This window comes from Paenibacillus sp. SAF-068, from assembly GCF_051967555.1.
Taxonomy (GTDB): Bacteria; Bacillota; Bacilli; order Paenibacillales; family Paenibacillaceae; genus Paenibacillus.
The window spans coordinates 37,666-60,888 of sequence record NZ_JBQCJX010000001.1 but is presented as its reverse complement, the minus strand read 5'-3'; the positions used below and the strand labels follow the sequence as shown (position 1 = coordinate 60,888).

Sequence of the window (23,223 nt, the reverse complement as noted above, 5' to 3'; positions counted from 1 at the left end):
GGTGAATGAAACTTAATCAACAACAAAAAAGGCATTGATTGGAATACCAATCAATGCCTTTTTAATACTAATCTGATACACAATATATCTTGGACCTATCGTCAAGATAACCGTACTCTTACAACATTCCTTATTTCATCGACTCGGACAACTCTGTGAAAATAACCCCGAGCGCATAAGCGCCCGCATCAGGGTAGCCCAAACTACGATCACCGACGGTACCTGCGCGGCCCATACGTGCCACGATATCTTCGGTTTTCTTCGCACCTTCAACGGCTGCTGCTGCACCTTTGGCAAATGCGGTTTTGAAGTCATCACCAGCCTCCGCACTTTGCGTCCAGGAATCGGCACACGGAACGAGTGCATCGATCAAGGTTTTGTCGCCTACAACGGCACCACGTCCAAAGGAACGCTCTCCAGTAGACTGAATTCCTTGCACGGCTGCATGAATCATCTCAGCGAATTCAGCAACGTTTAATTGCTGTTTATCCCCTACCCCTTTGCCAGCCGCACGGAATGCCGAACCCCAGATCGGGCCGGATGCGCCGCCGCAATATTCCATGATGACCAGGGAACATGCATCCAGGAACGACCCGATGTCTTTTTTATCTTCGTTAATGATGTGATTCCATTCGCGTTTCAACTGGCGGAAGCCTTTGGCCACACTCATACCGAAATCGCCATCACCGGCATGGGAATCCAGTTCACAGAATGGTACCTCGTTCTTGATGATGATCTCACCCATTTTATCAATCAGATAGACGACATTATCCAGGGAAAATTGATTGTTGCTGATCACCGCAGCTGATGCATCCGTCTCCACTTCGTAAGATACCGGAGCGTCTTCACCCACAACGGCTTCCAGAGCCTCGGAATACGCCACTTGCGCTACTGGAGGTCCTGATACTTTAAACGCAGGAGTATCACTTTCCTTGAACAACAGCGTTTTCAGTTCATCATCCAGTTTCAGAATCGTAACCGATGCCCCTGCCATATCGATACTTGTCATGTAGTTGCCTACAAACGTAGTCGCAACCTTTAGACCTGCATGTCCTGCAAGCTCACGTTGAACGGAATTGTTGAGCAGGTACAGTTCTTGCAGTGGCGTTGCACCAAAACCATTCACGAGTACCGCAATCTCAGCGGATGCATCCTTATCCAGCTTCATGTCTGCGAGCAACGCTTCAACCATACGTCCCGCCAATTCATCCGCAGATACGATTTTCTCACGACGAATTCCTGGCTCACCATGAATCCCTACGCCGAATTCCATCTCGTCTTCAGCAATTTCGAAGGTAGGCGTACCTTTGGCTGGCACGGTACAGGATGTGAATCCAAAACCAATACTACGAACATTCTGAGCTGCTTTCTCAGCAACCAATTTCACATCTGCCAGGCTGCGGCCTTCTTCGGCTGCTGCTCCGGCAATCTTGTGAACCAGTACAGTTCCCGCAACACCGCGGCGTCCTACCGTGTACAAGCTGTCTTGCACAGCGATGTCATCCTCAACACGTACATATTGTACGTCGATGCCATCCTCTTCTGCCAGATGCGCTGCATTTTTGAAGTTCATCATGTCACCACTGTAGTTCTTGATGATCAAGAGTGTACCCTTGTTGCTGGCGGTTGCCTTAATCGCTTGATACACCTGGATTTGAGAAGGTGATGCGAATACATCTCCACATACCGCTGCATCCAGCATTCCTTTCCCCACATAACCAGCGTGAGCCGGTTCATGCCCACTGCCGCCACCACTGATCAGGCTGACCTTATCAGCCTTAATCTCTCTGCGTTTGATGACTTTATATTTTTTCAAAAATTCAAGCTCTGGGTGTGCAAGCGCAATTCCGTTGCACATTTCCATAACAACATGTTCAGCTTGGTTAATAATTTTCTTCATTATTTTGCCTCCCGGCGTGCTGCTTTGTACTCACGGCCCATTCGGTCAGCCGCTGCAATGGCAGCAGCCACTTCAGGAACGGTGATCGGGAATGGCATTGCGTGAATGGATTCTTCCGGAATACAAGCGATCTCCGCCACTTTTAACAACTCTTCCTGACTAATCGTATCTACACCGATATCCGCCAAACTGATCGGTAGTCCCACTTCGAGACAGAAGTCCATGACTTCGTGCAGCTCTTCGGTTGGTGCATTTTCGAGCACGAGTTGAGCAATTGTACCGAAGGAAACTTTTTCCCCGTGGAAGAAATGATGTGTTCCCTCCAGAACAGTCAAACCGTTGTGGATTGCATGTGCTGCGGCCAAACCGCCACTTTCGAATCCAAGGCCAGACAACAGAATGTTGGTCTCGACGATGTTTTCCAGCGCTTGCGTCACGACGTTGCTGTCACTCGCCACTTTCGCTTTTGCTCCGTCAGTCAAAAGCATTTCATAACACAGTTTTGCCAAGGCAAGTGCCGCATTCGTACCTACTGCCGATGGTGTATATCCTTCACGGGAACCCATTGGCAGACTTGCGTTTACACGGGAATAGGATTTCGCCGTTGCTCTTGCTTCAAAGTATGTAGAGAGCGCATCTCCCATACCGGATACTAGGAAACGTGTTGGTGCGTTGGCGATTACCGTTGTATCGACGAGAACCACACTTGGGCTTTGTTTGAAGTAAGCATAGTCATCAAAAGAACCATCCGGTGTGTACAATACAGCGGAGTGACTCGTCGGTGCGTCTGTTGCCGCAATCGTTGGGCAGATGATCAATGCTTCGCCTTCAGCTACACATTTGGCCGCATCAATGGCTTTACCGCCACCAAGACCGATCGTAGAGTCACATCCTTTTTCCTTCGCGATCGCTTGCAGACGAGCAACTTCCTCACGGGAACATTCCCCTTTAAAACCGCTTTCAACAAATGTAATATTGAATTTTTCAGCTGTTGCATCCAGCTTAGCTTTGACACGCTGTACATCATCCGGATGTGCGATCAGCAAGGCAGATTCTCCGAAGGATTTAACAAAGTACCCCAGGTTCAACAATTCGTCTTCGCCTTGTACATATTTGGTTGGGCTGATAAATGCTTTTCTCATAATTATATATGCCTCCTAAGGATATGAATTGGTGTAGTGATTACATCAAATTTTAATTTCTTACAATTGACCTTAATATAACGCATAGCTAGCAGGTTTACAGTGGACTTTAATAACAAATTATTATAATTTTCAATCGTAATTTTTTGCTTTTTAGTGCAATCATGGTATGTTATTGTCATGAGATGGTTGAATTTTGACCTCCCATTATACATTACCCGTCATCATTACATCTTAATATGTACAACTTGCTAACTTTTAACGGCCTAAATCATGAAGCAGGTTAGCTATGGAGGTTTCATCTTATGATTAAAGAATATCTGCACATCAATAAAATACTTGACCTTAACAAATGGAAGCGTCTACAAGATTCTCTTGCCACAGTAACCAAACTTGCGATCCTCACCGTGGATTATAAAGGCATTCCCGTAACCAGTCACAGCAGCTGTCAGGCCTTCTGCCAGAATGTACGCAAAGACCCCGAACTTCTCCCCTACTGCCAAAAATGCGATTCTCGTGGTGGTCTGGAAGCGGTTCGGTTAAATGAGCCTTATGTGTATCTGTGTCATTTCAATATTATAGATATCGCAATTCCGATCACCATCGATGGCAAATATATCGGCGCCGTGATGGCAGGACAAGTGAAGCTCGCCGACCCGGAAAAAGGTAGCGATCTGGAGCAAATTGTCACATCCAAGAACGTGCCCATGCATGCAGCCAAGCTGGAGGAATTAAAAGACGATTACGCTCAGCTGCCCGTGATGACCTATGAAGAGATTGTGAAAATCTCCAACATGTTATCCTTGCTCTGCAACTACATTGTGGAAGAAGCGCTCAACAAAAATCTGTTAGTGGAAATGTTCGAGAAAGCGTCAGGTAATCAGGAGTCGCTGAACCTCTCCACCATTCTGCCGGGTTACTCCATTCGTAATATCGAGTCGATTAAAAAAGAGATGACCAATGCGATTGCGGATGCCTATCTCAAGAACAGCCCAAGTGATGCGGGAAGCTCCAGCCCGGTGCTTCAGCCTGCTTTTGAATACATTCACAGTCACAAAAGCGAACAGGTCTCGCTCAAACAAATGGCTGATCTATGCCACCTGAGTCCGAGTTATTTCAGCAGGCTCTTTGCCAAGGAAACGGGTGAGAACTTCACCACCTACCTGGCTAAACTCAAAATTAAGTGGGCCAAGCAGTTGCTGGAGGTCACCGACATGCCTGTATCACAGATCAGTGATGAGCTGGGATTCAATGAATCGGGATATTTTATCAAAATATTCAAAAAATTCGAGGAGATTACACCTGCTCTCTATCGTAAATACATCCAGGAGAAAATCCACTGATATCTTTTTCGTATCAAAGTTGGGGTTAAAAGATATTTCACCTATTAATCTGCCATTGCTACAATGGAGTCCAGATTACTTAGGGAGGCGGCATGGATGGAGTATCGCAAATTAGGAAACAGTGGATTAACCGTCAGTGAGATTTCACTCGGCAACTGGATTACGCATGGAGCGCAAGTCAAGGATGGAATAGCAGAAGCTTGTGTTCAAGCCGCATTGGAGGCAGGTATTACCACATTTGATACCGCAGACGTGTACTCCAATACCAAGGCAGAAACCGTACTGGGACAGGCTCTTAAGGATATACGAAGAGAAAGTATTGAACTATGCACCAAAGTCTGTCACCCCACCGGCACAGGTTATAATGACCGCGGACTTTCACGTAAACACATCATTGAAGCCTGCAATGGTTCATTACGGCGGCTACAGACTGATTATATCGATGTCTATTACGCTCACCGTTATGATTACAACACTCCGCTGGAAGAGACGTTTCTGGCATTCTCCGATTTGGTGCGTCAGGGCAAAGTCCATTACATTGGCGTAAGTGAATGGAACGCAGATCAGATTGCAAGAGGAGCCGCTTTGGCACGGGAACTTCATGTTCCCTTCATTGCAAGTCAGCCGCAATATTCAATGTTATGGCGTGTGATTGAGCAAGAAGTGGTGCCTGCAAGCGACCAAGCAGGACTTGGACAGATTACATGGTCTCCTCTGGCTCAGGGTATACTATCAGGTAAATATGCGCCTAACGCAACGTTGCCCACCGGATCACGTGCAGCTGCTGAGGCAGGAGCACCCTTTTTCAATAAACTGGCTGGTCAGTGGTTACGTGAAGATGTTCTTACTGCTGTGCAAGAGATTGTCCCAGTGGCAAAAGAGATCGGACTAACGCTTCCACAACTCGCCGTTGCGTGGGTTCTACATCATTCGTATGTCAGTTCCGTCATTATCGGTGCATCCCGGCCAGAGCAGGTATTGGAAAATGTAAAAGCTTCTGGTGTGAAACTGGACCCTGAGATCATGTCTCGTATTGATGAAATACTGAATCCGTGGATTGAGCGTGATCCAGACAAGACGGGTTAAACACATTCATCAACAAAGTTCATAAAACGGGTTACCACTTCCTGATTCATATCCGTCCGCCATGCCGTATACAACGGTACGGAGGGCGGATTTTCTTGTAATAGAAGGAACACCACACCCTTCCGCTGGAACACATCCACCGAGGAGGGAACAATGGAAATCCCCATGCCCGCTGCAACGAGATTCACAATCGTATACATCTGGATCGCTTCCTGCGTAATTCGAGGGTCTACGCCATGTGTTCTACAGTAATTCAGAACCAGTCGATGAAATGGCGAACCCAGATGCCGTGGGAATAAAATAAAATCTTCATCCACCAGTTCTCGAATCGAAACTTGAGTCTGAGAAGCCATCGGGTGATGATCTGGCAACACGGCAATCAACGTTTCCATCTGACAGGGACGGAACGAGACATGCCGGGTATCTTCCTGATACCGCAGAAATCCAATATGGATCTGTCCGTCTTCCAGTGCCTGCAATTGCTGGGACGAAGTCATCTCACGTAATGTCAATTCAATCTGCGGGTACGCAGCGCGAAATTTCCTGAGCACATCCACCATAATGCTCCCCGAAGCCGAATCCACAAACGCCACAGTTATATGCCCGATCATGCCCTGATCTGCCTTTTGCGTAAGCTGGATGGAACGTTCGAGTTGCGCTATGATCAGTCTGGCCTGTTCCAGAAATACGGCTCCTGCCGGGGTGAGACGGACCATTTTTCTCGTACGTTCCAACAGCCTCACACCTAGCTCTTCTTCCAGATTCTGAATCTGCTGGCTCAGCGGAGGCTGTGTCATATTTAATTTTTCCGCTGCACGGTGAAAATGAAGTTCTTCCGCCACGGTTATAAAATATCTTAATTTACGAATATCCATAGGTCTGTTGCGCTTCCTTCCGTCTCCCTGTTAATTCATCTGTTCCTGAACCCAGATCGCGGACTCCGTCAGCATCGTCATCAATTCATTAAAGTCCGCAGCAATCTCCTCCAGAGGAGTTTCCCCTGCATCGTGAATTAACATCCATATTTTGCCGTAGGTCTGATCCAGCATGGCCACGCTTCCTTCACCAAACCCACCAATGGGAAACGGTTGAATATCCGCTGGAAGCTCGTATTCCTTCTCAACTTCACGGTAGACTTCCAGAAACTCGGGATAAGCCCAGCTCAGTTCTTTCACCGAATACAAGGCAGGATCACCGAAGTTACAAGCACCGAATTCGAGTAAAAGCGCACGATATGCTGCGGGCAGTTTTACGTTATGCTTTTGCTCAAAATCCTCAATGCTCTGTTGTGTCTCAGGAGTACACCCTTCTCCCATTGTCGTATCGTAAGCCTTCACCAAAAGATCACGAATCGGTTCCAATTCTATCGACCTCATTTTTAACTCCTCCTTTACATTAGAATCCGCTTGTTATCTTACCTGCTTACGCAATTCTTGATCCAGCCATTCCAGTGCTGCACGCAGCTTATCCTGGGGAAGCTTCTCATAACGATCACCCGTAGACAATTCAAAGGCACAGCTGCTCCCACTCGTCTTGTTCAGATATGCAGTCATGCCCATACCATGCTGGTGAGCCATTTGCACAAGAATGGGTTCAACTTCGTCCGCAGCCAGTGCAAAGTGCACATGGAACATATTCGACACCGGTACCTCTGGCAAGGTATGTATCCCATGACAGGCATTCAATAAGGAGGCGAGTTCTTGAGCCTGCTCGTAATAACGCTCCATTTTGCCAATCCGTTCATTGAAGTAATACTGAGAACTCAGAATATATGGATACAGGCCGATCAGATCACCACCGTGCCGACGTTTCCATACTTTTGATTCCTGCATCACATCCGCATCACCCGCCAATATCGCCCCCGCAATACCTCCGATTCCTTTGTAAAAGGAAACATACACGCTATCAAAGAGACTGCAGATCTCCGCAGGTGTCTTCTTGTAATAGGGAGTAATCTCGAACAGGCGCGCCCCGTCCAGATGCAGCTTAATCCCGCGCTCACGGCAGTAGGCCGAGATCGCTTCCAGTTCTTCATACGCTGGCAATTGCCCGCCAATCTCGCGTTGTGGCAGTTCCAACAGCAGACAGGCAATGCCCTGATCAAGCGCTTGTACATCTTCCAAACGAATCAACCGCTCCTTGTCCGCCAGCAAAATCGATTCAATCTGATGCAACTCTTTCAATCCATCTTCTTCATGGATCTCCAGATGGCAGAGAGGGTGATAGGCTACTCGTTTTATCCCTTTGCGATCACACCAGATCCGTAATGCAATCTGCTGCGCCATCGTTCCGCTTGGGAAAAACACGGCCGATTCCTTGCCGAGAACGTCGGCCATCTGTTGCTGAAATTCTTCGATGATGGGGCCGTTGCCGTAGTGGTCACTGAAGGTCTCCCCATCGACTTGCTGTAATACCTCTTGAAGCACCTTGACTTGGCGACTGCCATGACCACCAATAATAAAGTCTGCCTGATTAAATGCATCAGCCAATGTTAACTTAGTATCCTCCAAGATCAATCACTCCTTGTATAGTGCGTGTTCTAAAGCGAAATTTTGGACAACCTCTTATAATTCCGGTTCTGTAATGATCTGTACCAAAGCGCTTAGCGCACTAGATATATGTTCACCCCGGGCATACACAAATCCTACTTCCAACCGGCCATAGGGATCTGGCAAAGACATCACCGCGATCTCACCTCTTAATTCTGCTTTGGCAACTGAAGAGCGCGGCAGCAATGATACACCGAGCCCGGCAGATACCCCATTCAGAATCGTGTCCAGTGTTCCATAGTCCATAACGTTTAGTGACGAGATACCCTGATCTTTCAAAAAGGATTCCGCCTGAGTGCGATGTGTGCATCCAATCTCAAAAAACAACATCGGTCTGGACAATAACGCGTGTAACTCATGCACCCCAGGTTCAGCGATCAACACCAATTCCTCATCATACATCTTCATATAGTTCAGATCAGGATGATCGATTGGGCCATATATTAAAGCGCCATGCAATTCATGTTGAATGACCTTCTGATTCAGCTCATGGGTCCCACCCGTGACAAGTGAATGGTGTACCTCCGGGTAGCATGAACTGTATTCAGCCAAGAGCGGCGTGAGGAAAGTGGAAGCTGCTGTCTCAATGGCACCCAGACGAAGCATGCCGGTTGGCGGGTTACCGACTTGTGTGGCCTGCTCTGCTTCATATAATAGTTGCAATATTCTATCCGCATACACAAGCAGATTCTCGCCCGCTGGTGTAAGAGACATCCCCCGATTGGAACGATGAAACAGCGGTACTTGCAGCTGTGTCTCCAACTGCTTGATACGCGTGGTTACATTGGATTGTACATAATTAAGTGCAAGTGCAGCTTTACTGATACTACCTTCGCGGGCGACCGCCTGAAATATTTTCAAATCACCTGCATCCATACCCTGATCACCTGCTCGTCGTTATATCGGCATTCTGCATCATCCGATTCATGCAAAATGCTTATCTATTATTTTCATTGATACTCACAATCATTTTTGTTCATTTTACGTGAATCTGCACCATCTGTACAATGAGGCTCAGTAGTGAAATCTGATTATATCGACAGGAGGAATATTGAATATGAAAGCTATCGTACATTCAGGCCAGAGCGGCATTGCTGGTCTTCGATATACAGAGTCAACATCTCGGGTACCAGAAGCCGGGGAAGTGCGGATCCAACTCAAATCGGCTGGAATCAACCACAGGGATCTGTTCATTATGGCAGGACGTGGAACCCAGGACACCCCGCTCATTCCCGGTTCCGATGGAGCAGGTATCATCGTTGAGATTGGCGAAGGTGTAAGAGGGTTCGCAATAGGTGATGAAGTCATTATCCATCCTACCCTCGGTTGGGAAGTTGCAAGTAACGTGCCCATCGTGCCCGATATTGTTGGTGGTCCTACGGATGGAACGCTGGCTCAATATATCACGTTACCTGCTGAAAATGCCCTGCCTAAGCCAGCTCACCTATCCTGGGAGGAAGCAGGCGTGCTTTCCCTTTCAGCGCTGACGGCTTATCGCGCCTTATTTACTCGCGGCGTATTAAAGCAAGGTGAACATGTCCTCATTCCCGGTATTGGTGGTGGTGTAGCGACGTATGCCCTGCTCATGGCGATAGCGGCTGGTGCCAAGGTGACTGTTACCTCCAGAAGTGAAGCCAAAAGAAATGAGGCCCTGCGCCTGGGCGCTACCCATGCATTGGATAGTCATGCCGATTGGCATTTGCAGAACGATCTGGAACCTGTGGATATGATCTTGGATAGCATCGGACAAGCCATGTTCCCGAAATATTTTGATATAATCAGACCAGGTGGGCGTATCGTGATGTATGGTGCTAGCTCAGGGGATGATCTAACTGTTCCTATTCGCTCTATCTTCTTCCCGCAGGTCAGTCTGATCGGCACCTCAATGGGCAGCCGTGAGGAGTTCATCCAGATGCTGCAATGGGTGGAGCATCATGACATACATCCTGTGATCGATAGCGTATATCCGTTGCAAGATGTAGCGGAAGCATTCGAACGCATGGAAAATGGGCAGCAGTTTGGTAATCTGGCTGTACGGATTGATTGATGTTATATAAATTGAACTAAAGAATATTTACACTGCACACTCCGATGACAGAACAACCTTCCGATCGCTGTTAGGGTGTGTTTTCAAACTTAGGCAAGCTATATGGTGATGGGTTCCAACATCTAAAAAGTATTGAGGTTCAAGCTGATTGCTCCTGGCAGATGGGTCGGCGATTTTCTTTTCTAAGGAACTCAGGACGTCTTATTTGGTCTTTAACGGGCGCCTCCCGGCCTTGAATAAGACGTCTCAGATTCGTTAGCGTTCGTTTGCATCCGTAACTCGTTAGCCCCTTCAACACTCTCTAACGCTCTTGAACGCTAGCTTTAGTTGGTTCACAATATTAATTATTCAGGAGGTGTACATACATATGGACAATCGATCGCATCTGGTAGAATTGGTTCGCAGACTAATGGACGCCGAAGGAACGGAAGCCGAATTGGATGACATGCTGACGGAGCTACAACAGCAAGTGCCTCACGCAGAGATCAGTAATCTGATTTACTGGGATGATCGAGACCTTACGCCGGAACAGATTGTCGAGGAAGCATTGGCAGCTCGCCCGATCATTCTTCCGCCCCCATCTTCATATTCTTCAGGAGGTGAATAATAGCCAATGTCTGATATGAATCATAACCACAATGAACATCCAGATTTTAATGCAATCCGCGGGGAAGAGAAACTACAGGCACTTCGTGATCTGATTCAGTTGACCGATAGCCACCTTACTCAGCAAGTTCTCGCGATTGGCATGGATTCAGCTGAAGAAGATCTCATCCGCATTGAAGCATGGCGAGCTTTAGGCATGGCAGAGTCTTCCCCACTTTTGGATGAAATTCGTCATGCTGCCGCACAGCTTGTTCGTGACTCAGAAGAAGATGAGGATGTACAGAATTATGCTTTACAGACTCTGGCCTTATTGCCGGCTACCGAAGCTGAGATTACGTTGGCCCAGGATGTATTGTCGGGGAATGCCTACATTTTACTGCAAGGTGCAGCTTTTGCAATTCTTACTGCTCACAAACATATCCCAAGGGCTATCCTTGCGCTGGAATCGCTCCAATCTCATCCGCATTTCGGTGCTTCTGCCAAGCGAGAACTGCATTCCATAACAGGACGTGATGATCTATGAATCAGGACAATGAACCATTTTCACCAGAAGCATCAAAAGCATCAGGAGCATCGGAAGCATCCGGAGAGCATGCTACGCAGGCTGTTTACCTCACCCAAGGTGAAATCAACGCCCTACAGAAAGCTATTCTGTTTCTCAAATTTGAATCTGAAGAGACAGCTTCCTTGCTCTATGCCGGCAGTCCGCTACTGAACAGCGTGTTGGAAAAGGTACGGGATGTCAGCGCATTTGGTGAGTATGCCAAAGAACTTCACTCTCGCCCGAACGAATATGCGGAGCGTTTCATGCGTGCCAAGCTGGAACGTTCTTATTCAGAAGAATTGGCGCCTCACGAACGAACAGAGGAACAAAAGATTGAGATTCTCAGATCCTGCATGTATCCATATCCGGTTAAATAATCAGTAATCCAAGTTCCCCCTCCCCAATTTCCATAATTTCGTTATAATGGTAAGCAAGACATCATGCTATTGGAGGAGAATTATGGAAACGGAAGCTCTACGGAACGTGGAACAACTGGCTCTGAAGAAACACAAGATTTACAAACAAAGCTTAATCAGGTACCTTGCACGCTCCATGCTGGCCAGTATGTTTATCGGATTCGGCGTCATCGTGGCGTTTAAGACAGGTAACTTCTTTTATATGGAGCAGTCCCCGTTTACCTATCCGATGGCAGCAATTACGTTTGGCGCGGCCATCATTCTAATCGCCTATGGTGGGGGTGACCTGTTCACGGGTAATACGTTCTATTACACGTATGCGGCACTGCGCAAGAAACTGCGCTGGTTCGAAGTGATCAAGCTGTGGATTGCGAGTTATAGCGGTAACCTGATGGGTGCAGCCGTGTTTGCCCTGTTAATCTACCTCACGGGATTGTTCGACTCGTCCCAGGTGAATGGGTTTCTGTTAAGCGTGGTGGAGCACAAGATGGAAGTTCCGACCATGCAGCTCTTTTTCCGGGGGATTTTGTGTAACTGGCTCGTATGTATGGCGTTCTTTGTCCCGATGTTCATGAAGGAGAATGGAGCCAAAATGTTCGCCATGATGCTCTTTGTGTTCTGCTTCTTCATCTCGGGATATGAGCACAGCATCGCCAATATGTGTACGTTCGCGATTGCACTTGTGCTGAATCACCCCGGGACCATCTCATTTGAAGGTGTGCTTCACAACCTGGTTCCCGTGACCTTGGGTAATCTGGTAGGTGGTGTTCTGCTGATGGGCTTTATGTATTATGCGGTGAACAAACCGTTCCTGGATGAAGAGACACATTAATCTCTGGTAAAAAAGCTCTCCGTACAGCCCGGTCCATCGACCATGGCGAATCGGTAAGGTGAACCCAAAACACCCCGGCAACCTCCCCATCTCAGAGAGAAGGTTGCCGGGGTGTTTCTCTATGGCAGGCTCACAGATAAGCCGCCTGCCCCTGCTTTTAGCCATGTTTACAACAACCACATGGCTCCATCCTACCGTCAGCCAATGACGTTCCCTCTCAGCCTGTTTCTATCTGATCTCCAGATGCAACAGCGGAAACGGATTACCAGAACCATCTAATGCAGACCGTCCTATCTGTACAAATCCCATCTTTTGATAGAATTGAGCTGCGCCAGGGTTCTGCTCATTAACATCTACCTTGAGGTGACGACCTTTGATTCTGAAGGTATGTTTGATAAGAAGCTTTCCCAGACCCTGTCCATGTTGGCTCGGATCTATAAATAACATCTCGATAAAGTCATCATGCAAACCAATAAAACCTGCGGGTTGTTGCTCCGTATTAAGTACTTCCCAAACCTCCACTTGTCTTTGCTTTAACACGTCGCTTACCACTTTTTTATAGAACTGAATGTGATGTTCTTCCAAAAACGTGTGGGTTGCCCGAACAGCACTTTCCCAGATTTCTACCAGCTTGTCATGATCGTGTTCCCGATATGAAACGACTATCATTCACGTAATCTCCTTTCCATAAAAGGTTTATGGATAAGTCCGATCCTGCGATCGAACTTGTTTGACCGTTTCAATTTCAGTATAACTCTACAAGCATTTACCATGCCATCCTTCAACCTGAATCTATAATTTCCAAATCCTCAGTCAACGCACTCCCCCCGTTTTCGGATTCCAGCGGAAGGTTACTGCCGATTGGGGAGGCAATGTATACCGAAATGAATCTCCGTCCATGACTACATCAAAGGAAACTTCTTCCTCACCCGTGTTAGCTGCAACCAGCACCATCGTTCCATCCGGGTTGCGGAAAGCTACGTTCTCGATCTGTCCATGTTCTTGCGTGGAATCCACTCTTACGGCTCCTGGTCGTACATATCGGCTGATGTGGCCCAATGCATAATACTCGATATTCCTGGTGATTTCACCATGCTCCGGATCAATCGTCACAACCCCACGGCAGTTCTCACAGCCACCGTTCGTGGGCCCCCCTTGCGAATCGAGTGCGATGTTCCAGAGCAGTACATTCTTCGCCCAGTTGCGAGGTGCACCAATGATGAGATTGGACATCTGCCAGCTTAGATTCTCGCCAAAGTCAGGACTCCACTCCCCACCACTGCATTCCGTAAAATAGATATGTTTGTCCGGGAAGCGCTCATGCACTTCCGACATGGCAGATGGATCACCTGCATAACAGTGAAAAGCAGATCCATCGACATAGGCGGCAGCCTGCTCATCACCGAGCACCTTGCCGGTATATTCGACCGCTTGATCCCAGTTATGATCATACGCGATGATTCGCGTGTCCAGTCCCGCATCCTGTAGCGCCGGGCCGAGATAATCCCGAATGAACATGGCTTGTTCTTCGGCTCCCATACTCATACTCGGATAATTATCCGAGGTGAATTCCGGTTCATTTTGCAACGTGATCCCGTAGATGGGAAGGCCCTTCGCCTGATAAGCTTCGATATACTTCACAAAATATCTCGCATATGCTTCATATATCCTGGGATTATTATAATCCAGAAACCAGCCGTTAGTGGTCTTCTCTTCTCCATACTTCATCCAGGCTGGAGCCGTCCACGGTGTGCCCAGTACTTTAAGACCCGGTTTCAACCCAGCCGCACGCTTCAACATATTCACAACTTCCTGATCCTTATTGATCGTAAAGTGTTCCATATCATAATCCGTGCCGGACTCAATATCATTGTAGGTATAACTTGAAGCACCGCCTGATTCATCCACAGAATAATCGGAAGCACCAATCGTATGACGCACCATATCCATGTTCAAACCTTCCGTTGTAAATAGCTCCTTTAGCAATTGTTCTTGTTGTTCCTCGGAAAGCTGATTGATCAGATGTGCCGACGAACCCGTCATCGCTGCGCCAAATCCATCCATGGTCTGATACGTCTTGTTCGGGTCAATCTGTATGGTAAACTCTGAAGAAGAAGTACCTGACTCCTCCGTTGAAGAAACGAAAGAGCTTGTATCTGTATCATGGTGCTCTGTCACGGGAATAGGCTTCTGAGGGGTAAGCAGATTTTGCTGATCACCCGTCGTTAACCAGACTTCGGCCGTTCTCTGCTTGTCCGCAACCGGTGGAGGAACGGATGGCTCAATTCGGTTGAGAATAAGCCAGACTCCTGCACCGACACAATAAACAGCGATGAACAGGATGATCCATCGTTTGGGCTGCTCTCGCCAACCTGTATTCATCACACCTTACTCTCCTTCCATTGTGAAAAAGCCGCGGCCATTCGGCCACGACTCCATTTCCTATATATATGAATTAGAACACAATGCATTTGATGCAACTAACTTTACCGGGAGAGCAATCTTTCGATCTCCCTTATTCCACTTTTATTTACCGGACTTGCTTCCGATATTCACACTGCCTGTCAGACGGATATCATCCGATGCACTGCCGACATACACTTGAACCTTACCCTTAGGCATTACCCATTCATGGGATGCTTCGTCCCAGTAGGACAATGCGCTGCGATCCAGTTGGATGTTAACCCGTTGTTGCTTGCCTGCCTTCAGATCGACCTTCGCCCAGCCAGCAAGCTGCTTCTCTGGCGTTTCAACTTTGGTTGGCAGATTGCCGACATAGACCTGCACGACTTCTGCACCGGTAACTTTACCTGTATTGCGCAGGTTCAGAGATACTTCTACGGTTGCTTTGTCGCCTTTGCCTGTGTTCTTCACATGCAGATTACGATAATTAAAATCGGTATAAGACAGCCCGTGTCCAAAGGCGAACGCCGGTGTCATGCCTTCTTTGTCATATCCTTTGTACCCTACAAAGATACCCTCGGAGTAGGTACCCACTCCATTCACACCCGGGAATTGTTCCGCAGTGGATACCGGGGTCTGGGAATCATCCGATGGGAACGTCACTGGTAACTTACCGGATGGATTCACATCTCCGAACAGAACACGTGCTACGGCATTACCTTGTTCCTGACCTGCATACCAAGCCTGAACGATGGACGGCACTTCGTTTTGCCAGGAGTCCATTTCGACAGCACGACCACTCATTTGCACCACGATCGTTTTTGGATTGGCTGCCGCTACCTTGCGAATCAGCTGCTCCTGGTTATTCGGCAGTTCCAGATCGGAACGGTCCACATAACCTTCACTGTCATACGTACGAGTTACCACAACGGCAACATCGGATTTTTTCGCCAGCTCAACTGCTTTTTGCATTTTGATATCAACAGCGTCTTCTGGAGCTTCCCAGCCAAAACGAACCTGTGCACCCATATCGTGATTGGACTGTACCGGGAAATCGGTACGATACTCAATTCGAATGTCGTGGGACTCTCCTTCTTTGAACGTGATTTCCTTCTTCGTTGTGCTCAATGTATCACCTTGATTGTCTACAAGTAACTCATCATCCACATACAGTTTCGCAGAACCGAGACTGGTCAGGGACAGTTTATATTCACCCGATTGAGGCGCTGTGATTGCCCCTGTCCAACGAGCAGACATTTTGGCATTGAACTTCGTTGGTGTCACCGGAAGCTTGGAAGATTGTGCGTTAAAACCTTCATAGTTGTAGAATCCAAGATTCATATTAACCTGATTATCTGTACGAACCAAAGAAGGATTACCCTCCATATCTTTATTCGTCCAGTATTCAGCATGCAGACCGTATTCCGCGCGATCTGTACCATAGTCTCTTTCACTTTGCTGAGCATCCGCTGGTGATAAAAGAGTAGAAGGTACGGCGGATGGTCCATTAAATGCATCTCCTGCCGAGATAGGATCCGTTCCGGCAGCATATTTTACATCCACACCGTTACCAGCACGGTTACGAATTCCTTGAAGCGGACTTACAGTATACGTCGGATTAACCAGACTGCTACCTCCACCAGCTGCAGATGCGTTATCTGCATCCGGACCAATGACAGCGATGGATTTCACGTTTTTCTTGGACAGCGGCAGCACATTATCGTTGTTTTGCAAAAGAACCATGCTCTCTTCTGCAATTTCACGTGCCTGTTTGCCATCTTTCTTGGCATTGATTTGTGTATTCGTTACAGGGTTATCGAACAGCCCTTTATCGAACATCTGAAGCAAAATGCGTCTAACCTTCTCATCAATGGTTTGCTCGCTGACTTCGCCATTGTTCACGGCTTCCAGCAATTTGTCTCCCCATTTGCCATACGGCTCTCCAGGTGTCTCCAGATCCAGACCCGCATTGGCGGATTTGGCTGTGCTGAAGTTTGCACCGTAGTCACTCATGACAAACCCTTCGAAGCCAAACTGATTCTTAAGGACATCGGTCAGCATCTCCTTGTTCTCACAAGCATATGTACCGTTCACCTGGTTAAATGAACACATGGCCGAACCGAGATCGGCTTTTTCAACCATCGCCTGGAACGGACGTGCATAGACTTCCTGAATCGCACGTTCACTGGCTGTAGCATTGGTCGTGAAACGCTCCGTCTCCTGGTTGTTCAGGATGTAATGCTTCGCTGTAGCGATAACCGGATTGCTTTGAATCCCGTTCACATACGCTGCACCCATACCGGAAGCCAGCAATGGATCTTCCCCGAGCGATTCAAAGTTCCGGGAACCCCACGGTGTACGTGCAATATCCAGCCCAGGGCCAAGAACTACATTATGTGTTGTATCATGTGCTTCCTGACCGATCAGATCGCCATATTTCTTGGCAAGGTCGGTATCCCATGAAGCTGCAAGAGCAATGGGTGCAGGCAGTGCAGTGGACTTTTTGTCCTGCACATCCGGATTGGCCACACGCACCCCCGCGGGTCCATCTGCCATCTGTAATGCCGGAATGCCGAGGCGCTCCAATCCATCATTATAGAAACCATAATAGTTATTTACTTTACCGGTTACGAATCCAACTTTCTCCTCCAGCGTCATCTCTTTGAGCAGCAACTCGGTGCGCTCCTCCGCAGATAGAGATTTGTTCATCCATGGTTGATTGGCCCCCGATTCCGCCTCCGCGGCGAAGGCGTGTAACGGCATAGCCGCAACCGCCACGATGATGAGTAGCATAAACCATCGTTTGGGGAAAATCAGATTGAGTCTTCTGTTCATGTTGTAAGCTCTCCTTCTCTCTTGATCATTTTTCTTGTGCACATATTGAATACATGTATACAAGGGAATGCAAACTGGCTTGATCCCAGTCTTTCAAGCATTCAGGTCGTCCTGCACATGGCTTCGGAAACTGCAGCCTGCAAGCAAGTCAGCAGATTTCGCTTCCTAACGATAGCCGACCTGATGCTGAATTACATCCCCTTAAATTTGGTAAAAGATCAATTGGAAGGAGCCTAGTTCTTTGGCATCACCTCTCTTATAATTCAGATAACAAAACAAGAAAACGAATTATTTACATTTCCGTAACTACTTTCGAACAAATTCTTTACTTTTAAAAACAGTCAGTTCGACCCACTCCCGATCAACCAATTAATGCAACTAATTATCAGATTAAGGAATATGCTGAGACACTCTGGGTCGCAAGTCTATTTGAAACCGTAACCAATCCGGCCCATTGAAGTATCCAAAAATATAAAAGCAACTGAAGTCCCTTTTATCAGGTTCCTCAGTTGCCTTTATGATTTATATAGGGCGATTCAATCGCTTACTAGTTCTGTAACTGTGCAAGAATCTGCGGGTCCTTGATCTTCTTATCCTCGGCAAGTAACATCACCTTGGACAGAATCTCTGCCGTTCTCGGATCTTCATCGAGGAATGGCAGGAAGATTCGGCCCCGATGCTGACTGTGCACCGGCACGATATGAAGGGCACCTGTGGCTTGTTTGAACACATTACCACTGCCCAGATGTACAGCATACTCACCCAATTCACCAACAATCCGGGCGTAGTTCCCGTCCAGACGTACATTGTCGATCTTCAGCAGACGCAATGACTCGTTCACAATGACGTGACGCATCTCGATGGTGGTCAGGCTGGCTTCCGGATCTACGCCTCCCACATGTGCAATACTGACCACCAGATCAATATCGCGCATAACTTCCGAGAAGAACGTCAGTGGCACATCTTGTAGCGCTACAGGTTTGTAAGTCTTGCTATCGTAGAATTGCACCGTCTCCAGCGTGGGAGCCTCGGTATCTGCCGGTGAGAACCAATCCGCCATGGCATAGAGATTCGCGATCAGATTGTGCTCGTAACTTACCTTCTGCAGACCTTCTTCATAACTAACCGTCCATTGACGTCCTTTAAGCAGAGCTACTGCTTTTTTCGGTTGAATCTGATACCCGGCATATCGTCGGGACACCGTACCATTAGCCAATTCGTCCTCGTTAGGAAGATACAGCTCACGGAATACCTGCTTGAATGGCTGACGCTCCTGGCGGGTGAACAGATCCCGCTGGAATTCACTCCAGCTTCCGCTCTGATACAGATGAAGTGGATGAGCAATCAACAGTTGATCCTCTTCCAATAGTGCATGGATCGTACCCTCCGGCCCTGGAGCAACCAAACCACTGGACGATACATCGAATCTACCGGTCTTGTCACCTGACTGGAATACAAGCGTTCTTACCAGCGGATGTATAACCGGATTTTGCATCAGACTGGCAATTTCCTGACGTGTAAAGGATGTTCCAGCCGTCATCGAACGTTCCAGTTCCTGCCTAGCCCGGCGATACTGATCCACCAGATCCGATTTGAGCTCTTTCAGTTCAGCGATATATCCATCTTTTTTGAACCGGGCAGGTACAGACTTGAGAGTCTTCCCTTTGCTAACGATAACCATCTCGGGCTGGCCTTCCTCATCAATGACCAATTGTGCTGTCGTGTCCGCATCCAATGCATGTGGCTCAAAGAAAGATTTCATCTCATCGAGCTTACGTGCTTCCATGTCCCACATCAGCCGCGTAACATCGGCATAGCCTGCATTACGAGCAAGGTTACCCAGTGCAATCTGTGATGCCACACCTTCACTTGCTCGGCGTTGTGCGCCGAATTGCTTGCTCTGCATCAGGAATTTCTGAATGAAGTCGTAACGCTCACGCAGATCCTGTTCCCGATTTGCGCCGAATGGGATCAAACTGTAAGTTAACAAATGATCTTTGTTTCGCTTGTCTGACACGGAATCACGCATGTCCTCCAGTCGAAGCTTACCCAGTGCCGCATCCGCGAACAATTGGGATCTGCGATGGTTGGCTCCCCCGGAAATATACTTGGCGCAATCGTATAACAGATTGAATCGTTCCTCCCCGACAGCAGCATAGGCTTCTTCAAACCAGGCGATATCAAACGCACCTTCATTAAAATCCTGTGGGGAGATGGGAGAATAGTGAGCCACGATGGTTTCTTTCTCCGCAGTAAAGCGTTCATTGATATGAGCATGGAAGTACCATGCCGCACTACGGAGACCTTCCCATCCCAGATGTTTTGCAACAATCTCCATCCACTGTGGTGCGTACATGGCTGCTTCCAGCAATTTTTTCTCTTTAATCGGGTATTTCTGGAGCAACTCTCCGAGTTGTTTCTCATCTTTTCCATCCCGTGGATGACAATGTTGAATCAGATAGCTGAACGTCTCTTTGCGTGTTGTGTTGTCTCCATAACTGTAGATATATCCACGCACAAAGGTATCCTGATCCATCGCAGAGACCAGATGTACCCAGTGTTCCATGCCTTCAATTCGTTCCAGTTTCATGGCAAGTGTACTTACTTCTGTAGATAGTTCTCCCCGGGTCAGCTCGATTTCCAGAATCCGATTAACGACTGTATCCCGTAAGTGAATCAGCTTCGGATCATTCTCGGTCCCTTCTGTACGAGTAGATGTTAGCTCCCGAATAAACATCAGGCGATTCCCACCAACCAGCACCTGTCGATATATCTCCTGTTCATCAATCTGGTTCAACTGGTACGCACGCAGGAAATCTTCAAGTGACAGCAAAGACAGTGGTTGACTATTCTCTACAAGACTGGTGAACTGGTACGCTGTCTGGAAGAAACGTTTGAAGCTGTTATCGTCATGAATTTTGCCACGAACCGCATAATTCCAAGGTCCAGTCAGAATATGAAGCATGCCTGAATCCTTCTCGAGTCGATCAACAGGCATACTCGCGATGATAGAGGCCCAAGCTTTCTCAGCGATCTCAAACGTATCGATCGGATCGCTATCCTGAAATGCCGCCGATATCAGTGCCACTACCTGGTCCTTATACGGTAACGAATTTAGCATCTGCTGCAGTTTCTCGATATCATCCAGTGGATAGAGCTGTTCAGCAAACGTCTTGCGCCATCCTTCCAGTAACGGAATCTTTTGCAATTCTTCATAGTCATACTGATCGTGAAAATAACTGTAATGTTCGCTCAATTTGCCATGGAACTCCCGGAACTGTATACCCATATACAACTGCATTAACTCCACACTGCCAAACTCGCTATGTTGAATATAGTTCTCCCATACATCGTGCAGCGGGAACTGTTCCATCTGCTTCATTTCACTCCGCTCTGCATACGGAACCCTTGAACGAAGATTCGCTCCAACGAGCAATGTGTCTTTGTAGCCAGCGTAGTATTCCACTTCATACTCATAATCCCTGTGTTCATGCACCAACCCACTAAGTCCCTCCAGGAATGGTCTGATCTTGTCCAGAGAAAGTGTCAAAATATCCTTCGGCGTATGGCCCTTGAGATCACGCTTCTCATCCAGCAATGGCTCACGTCGCTTCGGATCGAATAAACCATACCCGTTAGCGGCCGTATAGCGACTCCCCTGATCCTTCAGCTTGTCGAGCAATTTCTGTTCCTTCGCGGTTGGTGTCTCGATCAGCTGTGCCAATGGCTGCAATGCCTCCTGCTGATCTGTCCGTTCTGGATCTGCTGCAATCTCGGTCAACAATTCGAGCGCACCCAGACGCTGCAGTTCACTCTTGGCCAGCAGAAGGCGCTTCAGTGAGACCGTCAATTGGTCCACGGGCTGTAATAACAATACATGGATGACCTTCTGACGAAGCGAGCCTGTCTTGAGCTTCATCAGCGCCTCCATCTGTTGCATCTCTTCAACCGTCAACGTGAGCAGCTTCGCCTTGGCGAGGGCACTCTCCCGGTTACTGATGCTTTTATCAGACAAACTCTCAAACACAAACTGTCTTTGCACCTCATTGTCAGGATGCTGAACAAACTGGGACAGCAGTTCTCCGCGCAGTTCCGGGCTCAACAGGTCCTTGATTGCAATGACTTCCCCGATCCATTCCGGGTCCATATCATAAGCAGCCAGATATAACATTTTCTTGACTACATCATCCATATCAATCCGGTAATGAACATACTCAAGTACACCCGAGGGTCCACCTGACCCGCCTTTCGGAATGGCAGCCAGCATCTGTTTGAATCGATCAAAGTCCTGACGTCGCAAGGCTTTATCCTCAAGAGCAGGCAATGACCACACGTAGACGCTACGCTGATTCTCTCCATTCTCGAAATTCCAGTTGTACATGTATGCGGCACTATAGTTCGTCACAACCCAGTGCATCAACTCGGTATCCTGCGCCTCCAGATAACGACGTGCAATGTGCATACGAAGCTCTCTATTCTGGCTGTTAGCCAGTACGTATTGGGCAACAATCTTCTGATATAATTGGCCTTGATCCATAATTTCGATGATCTTGCTCTCCAACTCATTCTCTTCAATGACCGCTGTCGCCCACAGGCTGATAAAGAGCTTGTTGGCATTCGCTTCCTGCTGCCAGGCCTCGCGTACTTCTGGCTGAACCAACGCCTCGTGTGCCTGTTCAATGAGCTGTGCGGCAACACGTTGATTGGCTGCTTCTATGCCGATCCCTGTCCATACAGCGAGTGCTCTTACCACCGAACTGAAACGAATCAGGTTGTTGTCGATGATGATTTTTAATATGTGAATATAGGCTTCCAGGGTTCCTTCATCCATGCGCTCCACAATGCTTTGGCGCAAACCTTCCTGCAACCTTGCTGCAACCAGCAGCTCACCAATCATCTGATAGGCATCCACCTGATCGCTCATGAATATGCCTTTGATCATTTCATGGGTTAACAATGCATTCTGATTGTCGCCATATATAATCTCGTGCAGTGCCTGCTTCATATCTCCGCCCTGATGATCCAATTCGTATGCGATACAATCCGCCAGGACCCAACGGATCTCATGCAGATAATCCAGCTTGTACTCACGAAGTGACACATATTCACTAAGAGAGAAGTCTTTCATTTCCATTCGGAACAATCCCATCAGTTTGCGAACAACCTGTGCTACATGCTGTTCCGGATCGGACGTGCGGAAGGGCCTGCGTTCATAATTGTTACTGTATGGGAAACGAGTCGCACGCTTTGCGATATAACGGAATCGTGCAACCAATGACTCGCTCGCCAGATGCTGGAGCACATCAAATAGTGGCTCGAATAATGAATTCTGTGAGTCCGCAGCTAATCTTTTAAGCAACTTTTCCGTATTCAAAAACATCTTTTCGTCCCCACGCAAATACGTAGACCCGGCGATCTCCACAACATAGTTTGCCAACTCAAGCTGTACCCCTGTTAACGATTTGGCTCTTTCCTGCAATGCATCCATATACACCTGTTCTTGCTCTTCCTGATTCATCC

The 23,223-nt window shown here is 47.8% G+C and carries 17 protein-coding genes; 7 read left to right on the top strand and 10 right to left on the bottom strand.

The features are described 5' to 3' along the window. Positions 1-130: 130 nt before the first annotated feature. Together dhaK and ACTHPG_RS00245 are read right to left on the bottom strand one after the other, a co-directional pair. Complete coding sequence (gene dhaK / locus ACTHPG_RS00250) at positions 131-1,900, bottom strand: dihydroxyacetone kinase subunit DhaK (RefSeq protein ID WP_440387028.1); 1,770 nt, start codon at positions 1,898-1,900, stop codon at positions 131-133. Continuing rightward, complete coding sequence (locus ACTHPG_RS00245; RefSeq protein ID WP_076333049.1) at positions 1,900-3,042, bottom strand: glycerol dehydrogenase; 1,143 nt, start codon at positions 3,040-3,042, stop codon at positions 1,900-1,902. Before ACTHPG_RS00245 ends, dhaK begins: the two co-directional genes overlap by 1 nt. Before the next feature lie 305 nt (positions 3,043-3,347). Between ACTHPG_RS00245 and ACTHPG_RS00240 the strand changes: the two genes are divergently transcribed. Then, positions 3,348-4,385: a PocR ligand-binding domain-containing protein gene (locus tag ACTHPG_RS00240; RefSeq protein ID WP_440387026.1), complete on the top strand. Its 1,038-nt coding sequence runs from the start codon at positions 3,348-3,350 to the stop codon at positions 4,383-4,385. Positions 4,386-4,481: 96 nt separating this feature from the next. Next, on the top strand, positions 4,482-5,471 hold the full coding sequence (locus tag ACTHPG_RS00235) for an aldo/keto reductase family protein (protein WP_440387025.1): 990 nt from the start codon (positions 4,482-4,484) through the stop codon (positions 5,469-5,471). Here ACTHPG_RS00235 and ACTHPG_RS00230 read toward each other — a convergent pair. Genes ACTHPG_RS00230 through ACTHPG_RS00215 form a run of 4 tightly spaced genes read right to left on the bottom strand, consistent with a single transcriptional unit; the run spans position 5,468 to position 8,896 of the window. Next, positions 5,468-6,346, bottom strand: a complete 879-nt coding sequence (locus ACTHPG_RS00230; RefSeq protein ID WP_440387023.1) for a LysR substrate-binding domain-containing protein — start codon at positions 6,344-6,346, stop codon at positions 5,468-5,470. The two genes, ACTHPG_RS00235 and ACTHPG_RS00230, sit on opposite strands and share 4 nt — an antisense overlap. A 30-nt stretch (positions 6,347-6,376) precedes the next feature. Further along, positions 6,377-6,847 carry an SMI1/KNR4 family protein gene (locus ACTHPG_RS00225; RefSeq protein WP_124117340.1) on the bottom strand — a complete coding sequence of 157 codons (471 nt, stop codon included), beginning with the start codon at positions 6,845-6,847 and terminating at the stop codon, positions 6,377-6,379. Positions 6,848-6,880: 33 nt separating this feature from the next. After that, positions 6,881-7,981, bottom strand: coding sequence for a threonine aldolase family protein (locus ACTHPG_RS00220; protein WP_440387022.1), 1,101 nt, complete (start codon positions 7,979-7,981; stop codon positions 6,881-6,883). 54 nt (positions 7,982-8,035) lie between these two features. Next, positions 8,036-8,896, bottom strand: coding sequence for a LysR family transcriptional regulator (locus ACTHPG_RS00215; RefSeq protein WP_440387020.1), 861 nt, complete (start codon positions 8,894-8,896; stop codon positions 8,036-8,038). A 181-nt stretch (positions 8,897-9,077) separates the two neighbouring features. On the opposite strand from ACTHPG_RS00215, the gene ACTHPG_RS00210 reads away from it, so the two are divergent. The 5 genes from ACTHPG_RS00210 (at position 9,078) to ACTHPG_RS00190 (ending at position 12,465) form a co-directional block, all read left to right on the top strand. Beyond that, entirely contained in the window at positions 9,078-10,067 is a 990-nt protein-coding gene (locus ACTHPG_RS00210; protein WP_440387019.1) for a quinone oxidoreductase family protein, read from the top strand. Between the two features lie 367 nt (positions 10,068-10,434). Further along, entirely contained in the window at positions 10,435-10,674 is a 240-nt protein-coding gene (locus tag ACTHPG_RS00205; protein ID WP_440387017.1) for a bacteriocin immunity protein, read from the top strand. A 6-nt stretch (positions 10,675-10,680) separates the two neighbouring features. Next, positions 10,681-11,196: a HEAT repeat domain-containing protein gene (locus ACTHPG_RS00200; protein ID WP_440387015.1), complete on the top strand. Its 516-nt coding sequence runs from the start codon at positions 10,681-10,683 to the stop codon at positions 11,194-11,196. Then, a complete protein-coding gene (locus ACTHPG_RS00195; RefSeq protein ID WP_440387014.1) occupies positions 11,193-11,594 on the top strand; it encodes a hypothetical protein in 402 nt (133 codons plus the stop codon). The genes ACTHPG_RS00200 and ACTHPG_RS00195 overlap by 4 nt, the downstream gene beginning before the upstream one ends. Positions 11,595-11,676: 82 nt before the next feature. Then, positions 11,677-12,465 (top strand): formate/nitrite transporter family protein, encoded by a 789-nt coding sequence (locus ACTHPG_RS00190; protein ID WP_017690511.1) that lies wholly within the window; start codon positions 11,677-11,679, stop codon positions 12,463-12,465. A 228-nt stretch (positions 12,466-12,693) separates the two neighbouring features. On the opposite strand, the gene ACTHPG_RS00185 is transcribed toward ACTHPG_RS00190, so the two are convergent. The 4 genes from ACTHPG_RS00185 to ACTHPG_RS00170 form a co-directional block, all read right to left on the bottom strand. Next, positions 12,694-13,134: a GNAT family N-acetyltransferase gene (locus ACTHPG_RS00185; protein WP_440387012.1), complete on the bottom strand. Its 441-nt coding sequence runs from the start codon at positions 13,132-13,134 to the stop codon at positions 12,694-12,696. A gap of 144 nt (positions 13,135-13,278) precedes the next feature. After that, positions 13,279-14,847: a glycoside hydrolase family 30 protein gene (locus ACTHPG_RS00180; RefSeq protein WP_440387011.1), complete on the bottom strand. Its 1,569-nt coding sequence runs from the start codon at positions 14,845-14,847 to the stop codon at positions 13,279-13,281. 144 nt (positions 14,848-14,991) lie between these two features. Beyond that, a complete protein-coding gene (locus tag ACTHPG_RS00175) occupies positions 14,992-17,703 on the bottom strand; it encodes a glycoside hydrolase family 3 C-terminal domain-containing protein (RefSeq protein WP_440387009.1) in 2,712 nt (903 codons plus the stop codon). Between the two features lie 547 nt (positions 17,704-18,250). Then, a complete protein-coding gene (locus tag ACTHPG_RS00170; RefSeq protein WP_440387007.1) occupies positions 18,251-23,221 on the bottom strand; it encodes a DUF4132 domain-containing protein in 4,971 nt (1,656 codons plus the stop codon). Positions 23,222-23,223 lie beyond the last annotated feature (2 nt).

Bases quoted from the DNA above. Each gene is read 5' to 3' on its own strand.
- dhaK (WP_440387028.1), bottom strand. From the start codon at position 1,900: ATGAAGAAAATTATTAACCAAGCTGAACATGTTGTTATGGAAATGTGC.
- ACTHPG_RS00245 (WP_076333049.1), bottom strand. From the start codon at position 3,042: ATGAGAAAAGCATTTATCAGCCCAACCAAATATGTACAAGGCGAAGAC.
- ACTHPG_RS00240 (WP_440387026.1), top strand. From the start codon at position 3,348: ATGATTAAAGAATATCTGCACATCAATAAAATACTTGACCTTAACAAA.
- ACTHPG_RS00235 (WP_440387025.1), top strand. From the start codon at position 4,482: ATGGAGTATCGCAAATTAGGAAACAGTGGATTAACCGTCAGTGAGATT.
- ACTHPG_RS00230 (WP_440387023.1), bottom strand. From the start codon at position 6,346: ATGGATATTCGTAAATTAAGATATTTTATAACCGTGGCGGAAGAACTT.
- ACTHPG_RS00225 (WP_124117340.1), bottom strand. From the start codon at position 6,847: ATGAGGTCGATAGAATTGGAACCGATTCGTGATCTTTTGGTGAAGGCT.
- ACTHPG_RS00215 (WP_440387020.1), bottom strand. From the start codon at position 8,896: ATGGATGCAGGTGATTTGAAAATATTTCAGGCGGTCGCCCGCGAAGGT.
- ACTHPG_RS00210 (WP_440387019.1), top strand. From the start codon at position 9,078: ATGAAAGCTATCGTACATTCAGGCCAGAGCGGCATTGCTGGTCTTCGA.
- ACTHPG_RS00205 (WP_440387017.1), top strand. From the start codon at position 10,435: ATGGACAATCGATCGCATCTGGTAGAATTGGTTCGCAGACTAATGGAC.
- ACTHPG_RS00200 (WP_440387015.1), top strand. From the start codon at position 10,681: ATGTCTGATATGAATCATAACCACAATGAACATCCAGATTTTAATGCA.
- ACTHPG_RS00195 (WP_440387014.1), top strand. From the start codon at position 11,193: ATGAATCAGGACAATGAACCATTTTCACCAGAAGCATCAAAAGCATCA.
- ACTHPG_RS00190 (WP_017690511.1), top strand. From the start codon at position 11,677: ATGGAAACGGAAGCTCTACGGAACGTGGAACAACTGGCTCTGAAGAAA.
- ACTHPG_RS00185 (WP_440387012.1), bottom strand. From the start codon at position 13,134: ATGATAGTCGTTTCATATCGGGAACACGATCATGACAAGCTGGTAGAA.
- ACTHPG_RS00180 (WP_440387011.1), bottom strand. From the start codon at position 14,847: ATGAATACAGGTTGGCGAGAGCAGCCCAAACGATGGATCATCCTGTTC.
- ACTHPG_RS00175 (WP_440387009.1), bottom strand. From the start codon at position 17,703: ATGAACAGAAGACTCAATCTGATTTTCCCCAAACGATGGTTTATGCTA.
- ACTHPG_RS00170 (WP_440387007.1), bottom strand. From the start codon at position 23,221: ATGAATCAGGAAGAGCAAGAACAGGTGTATATGGATGCATTGCAGGAA.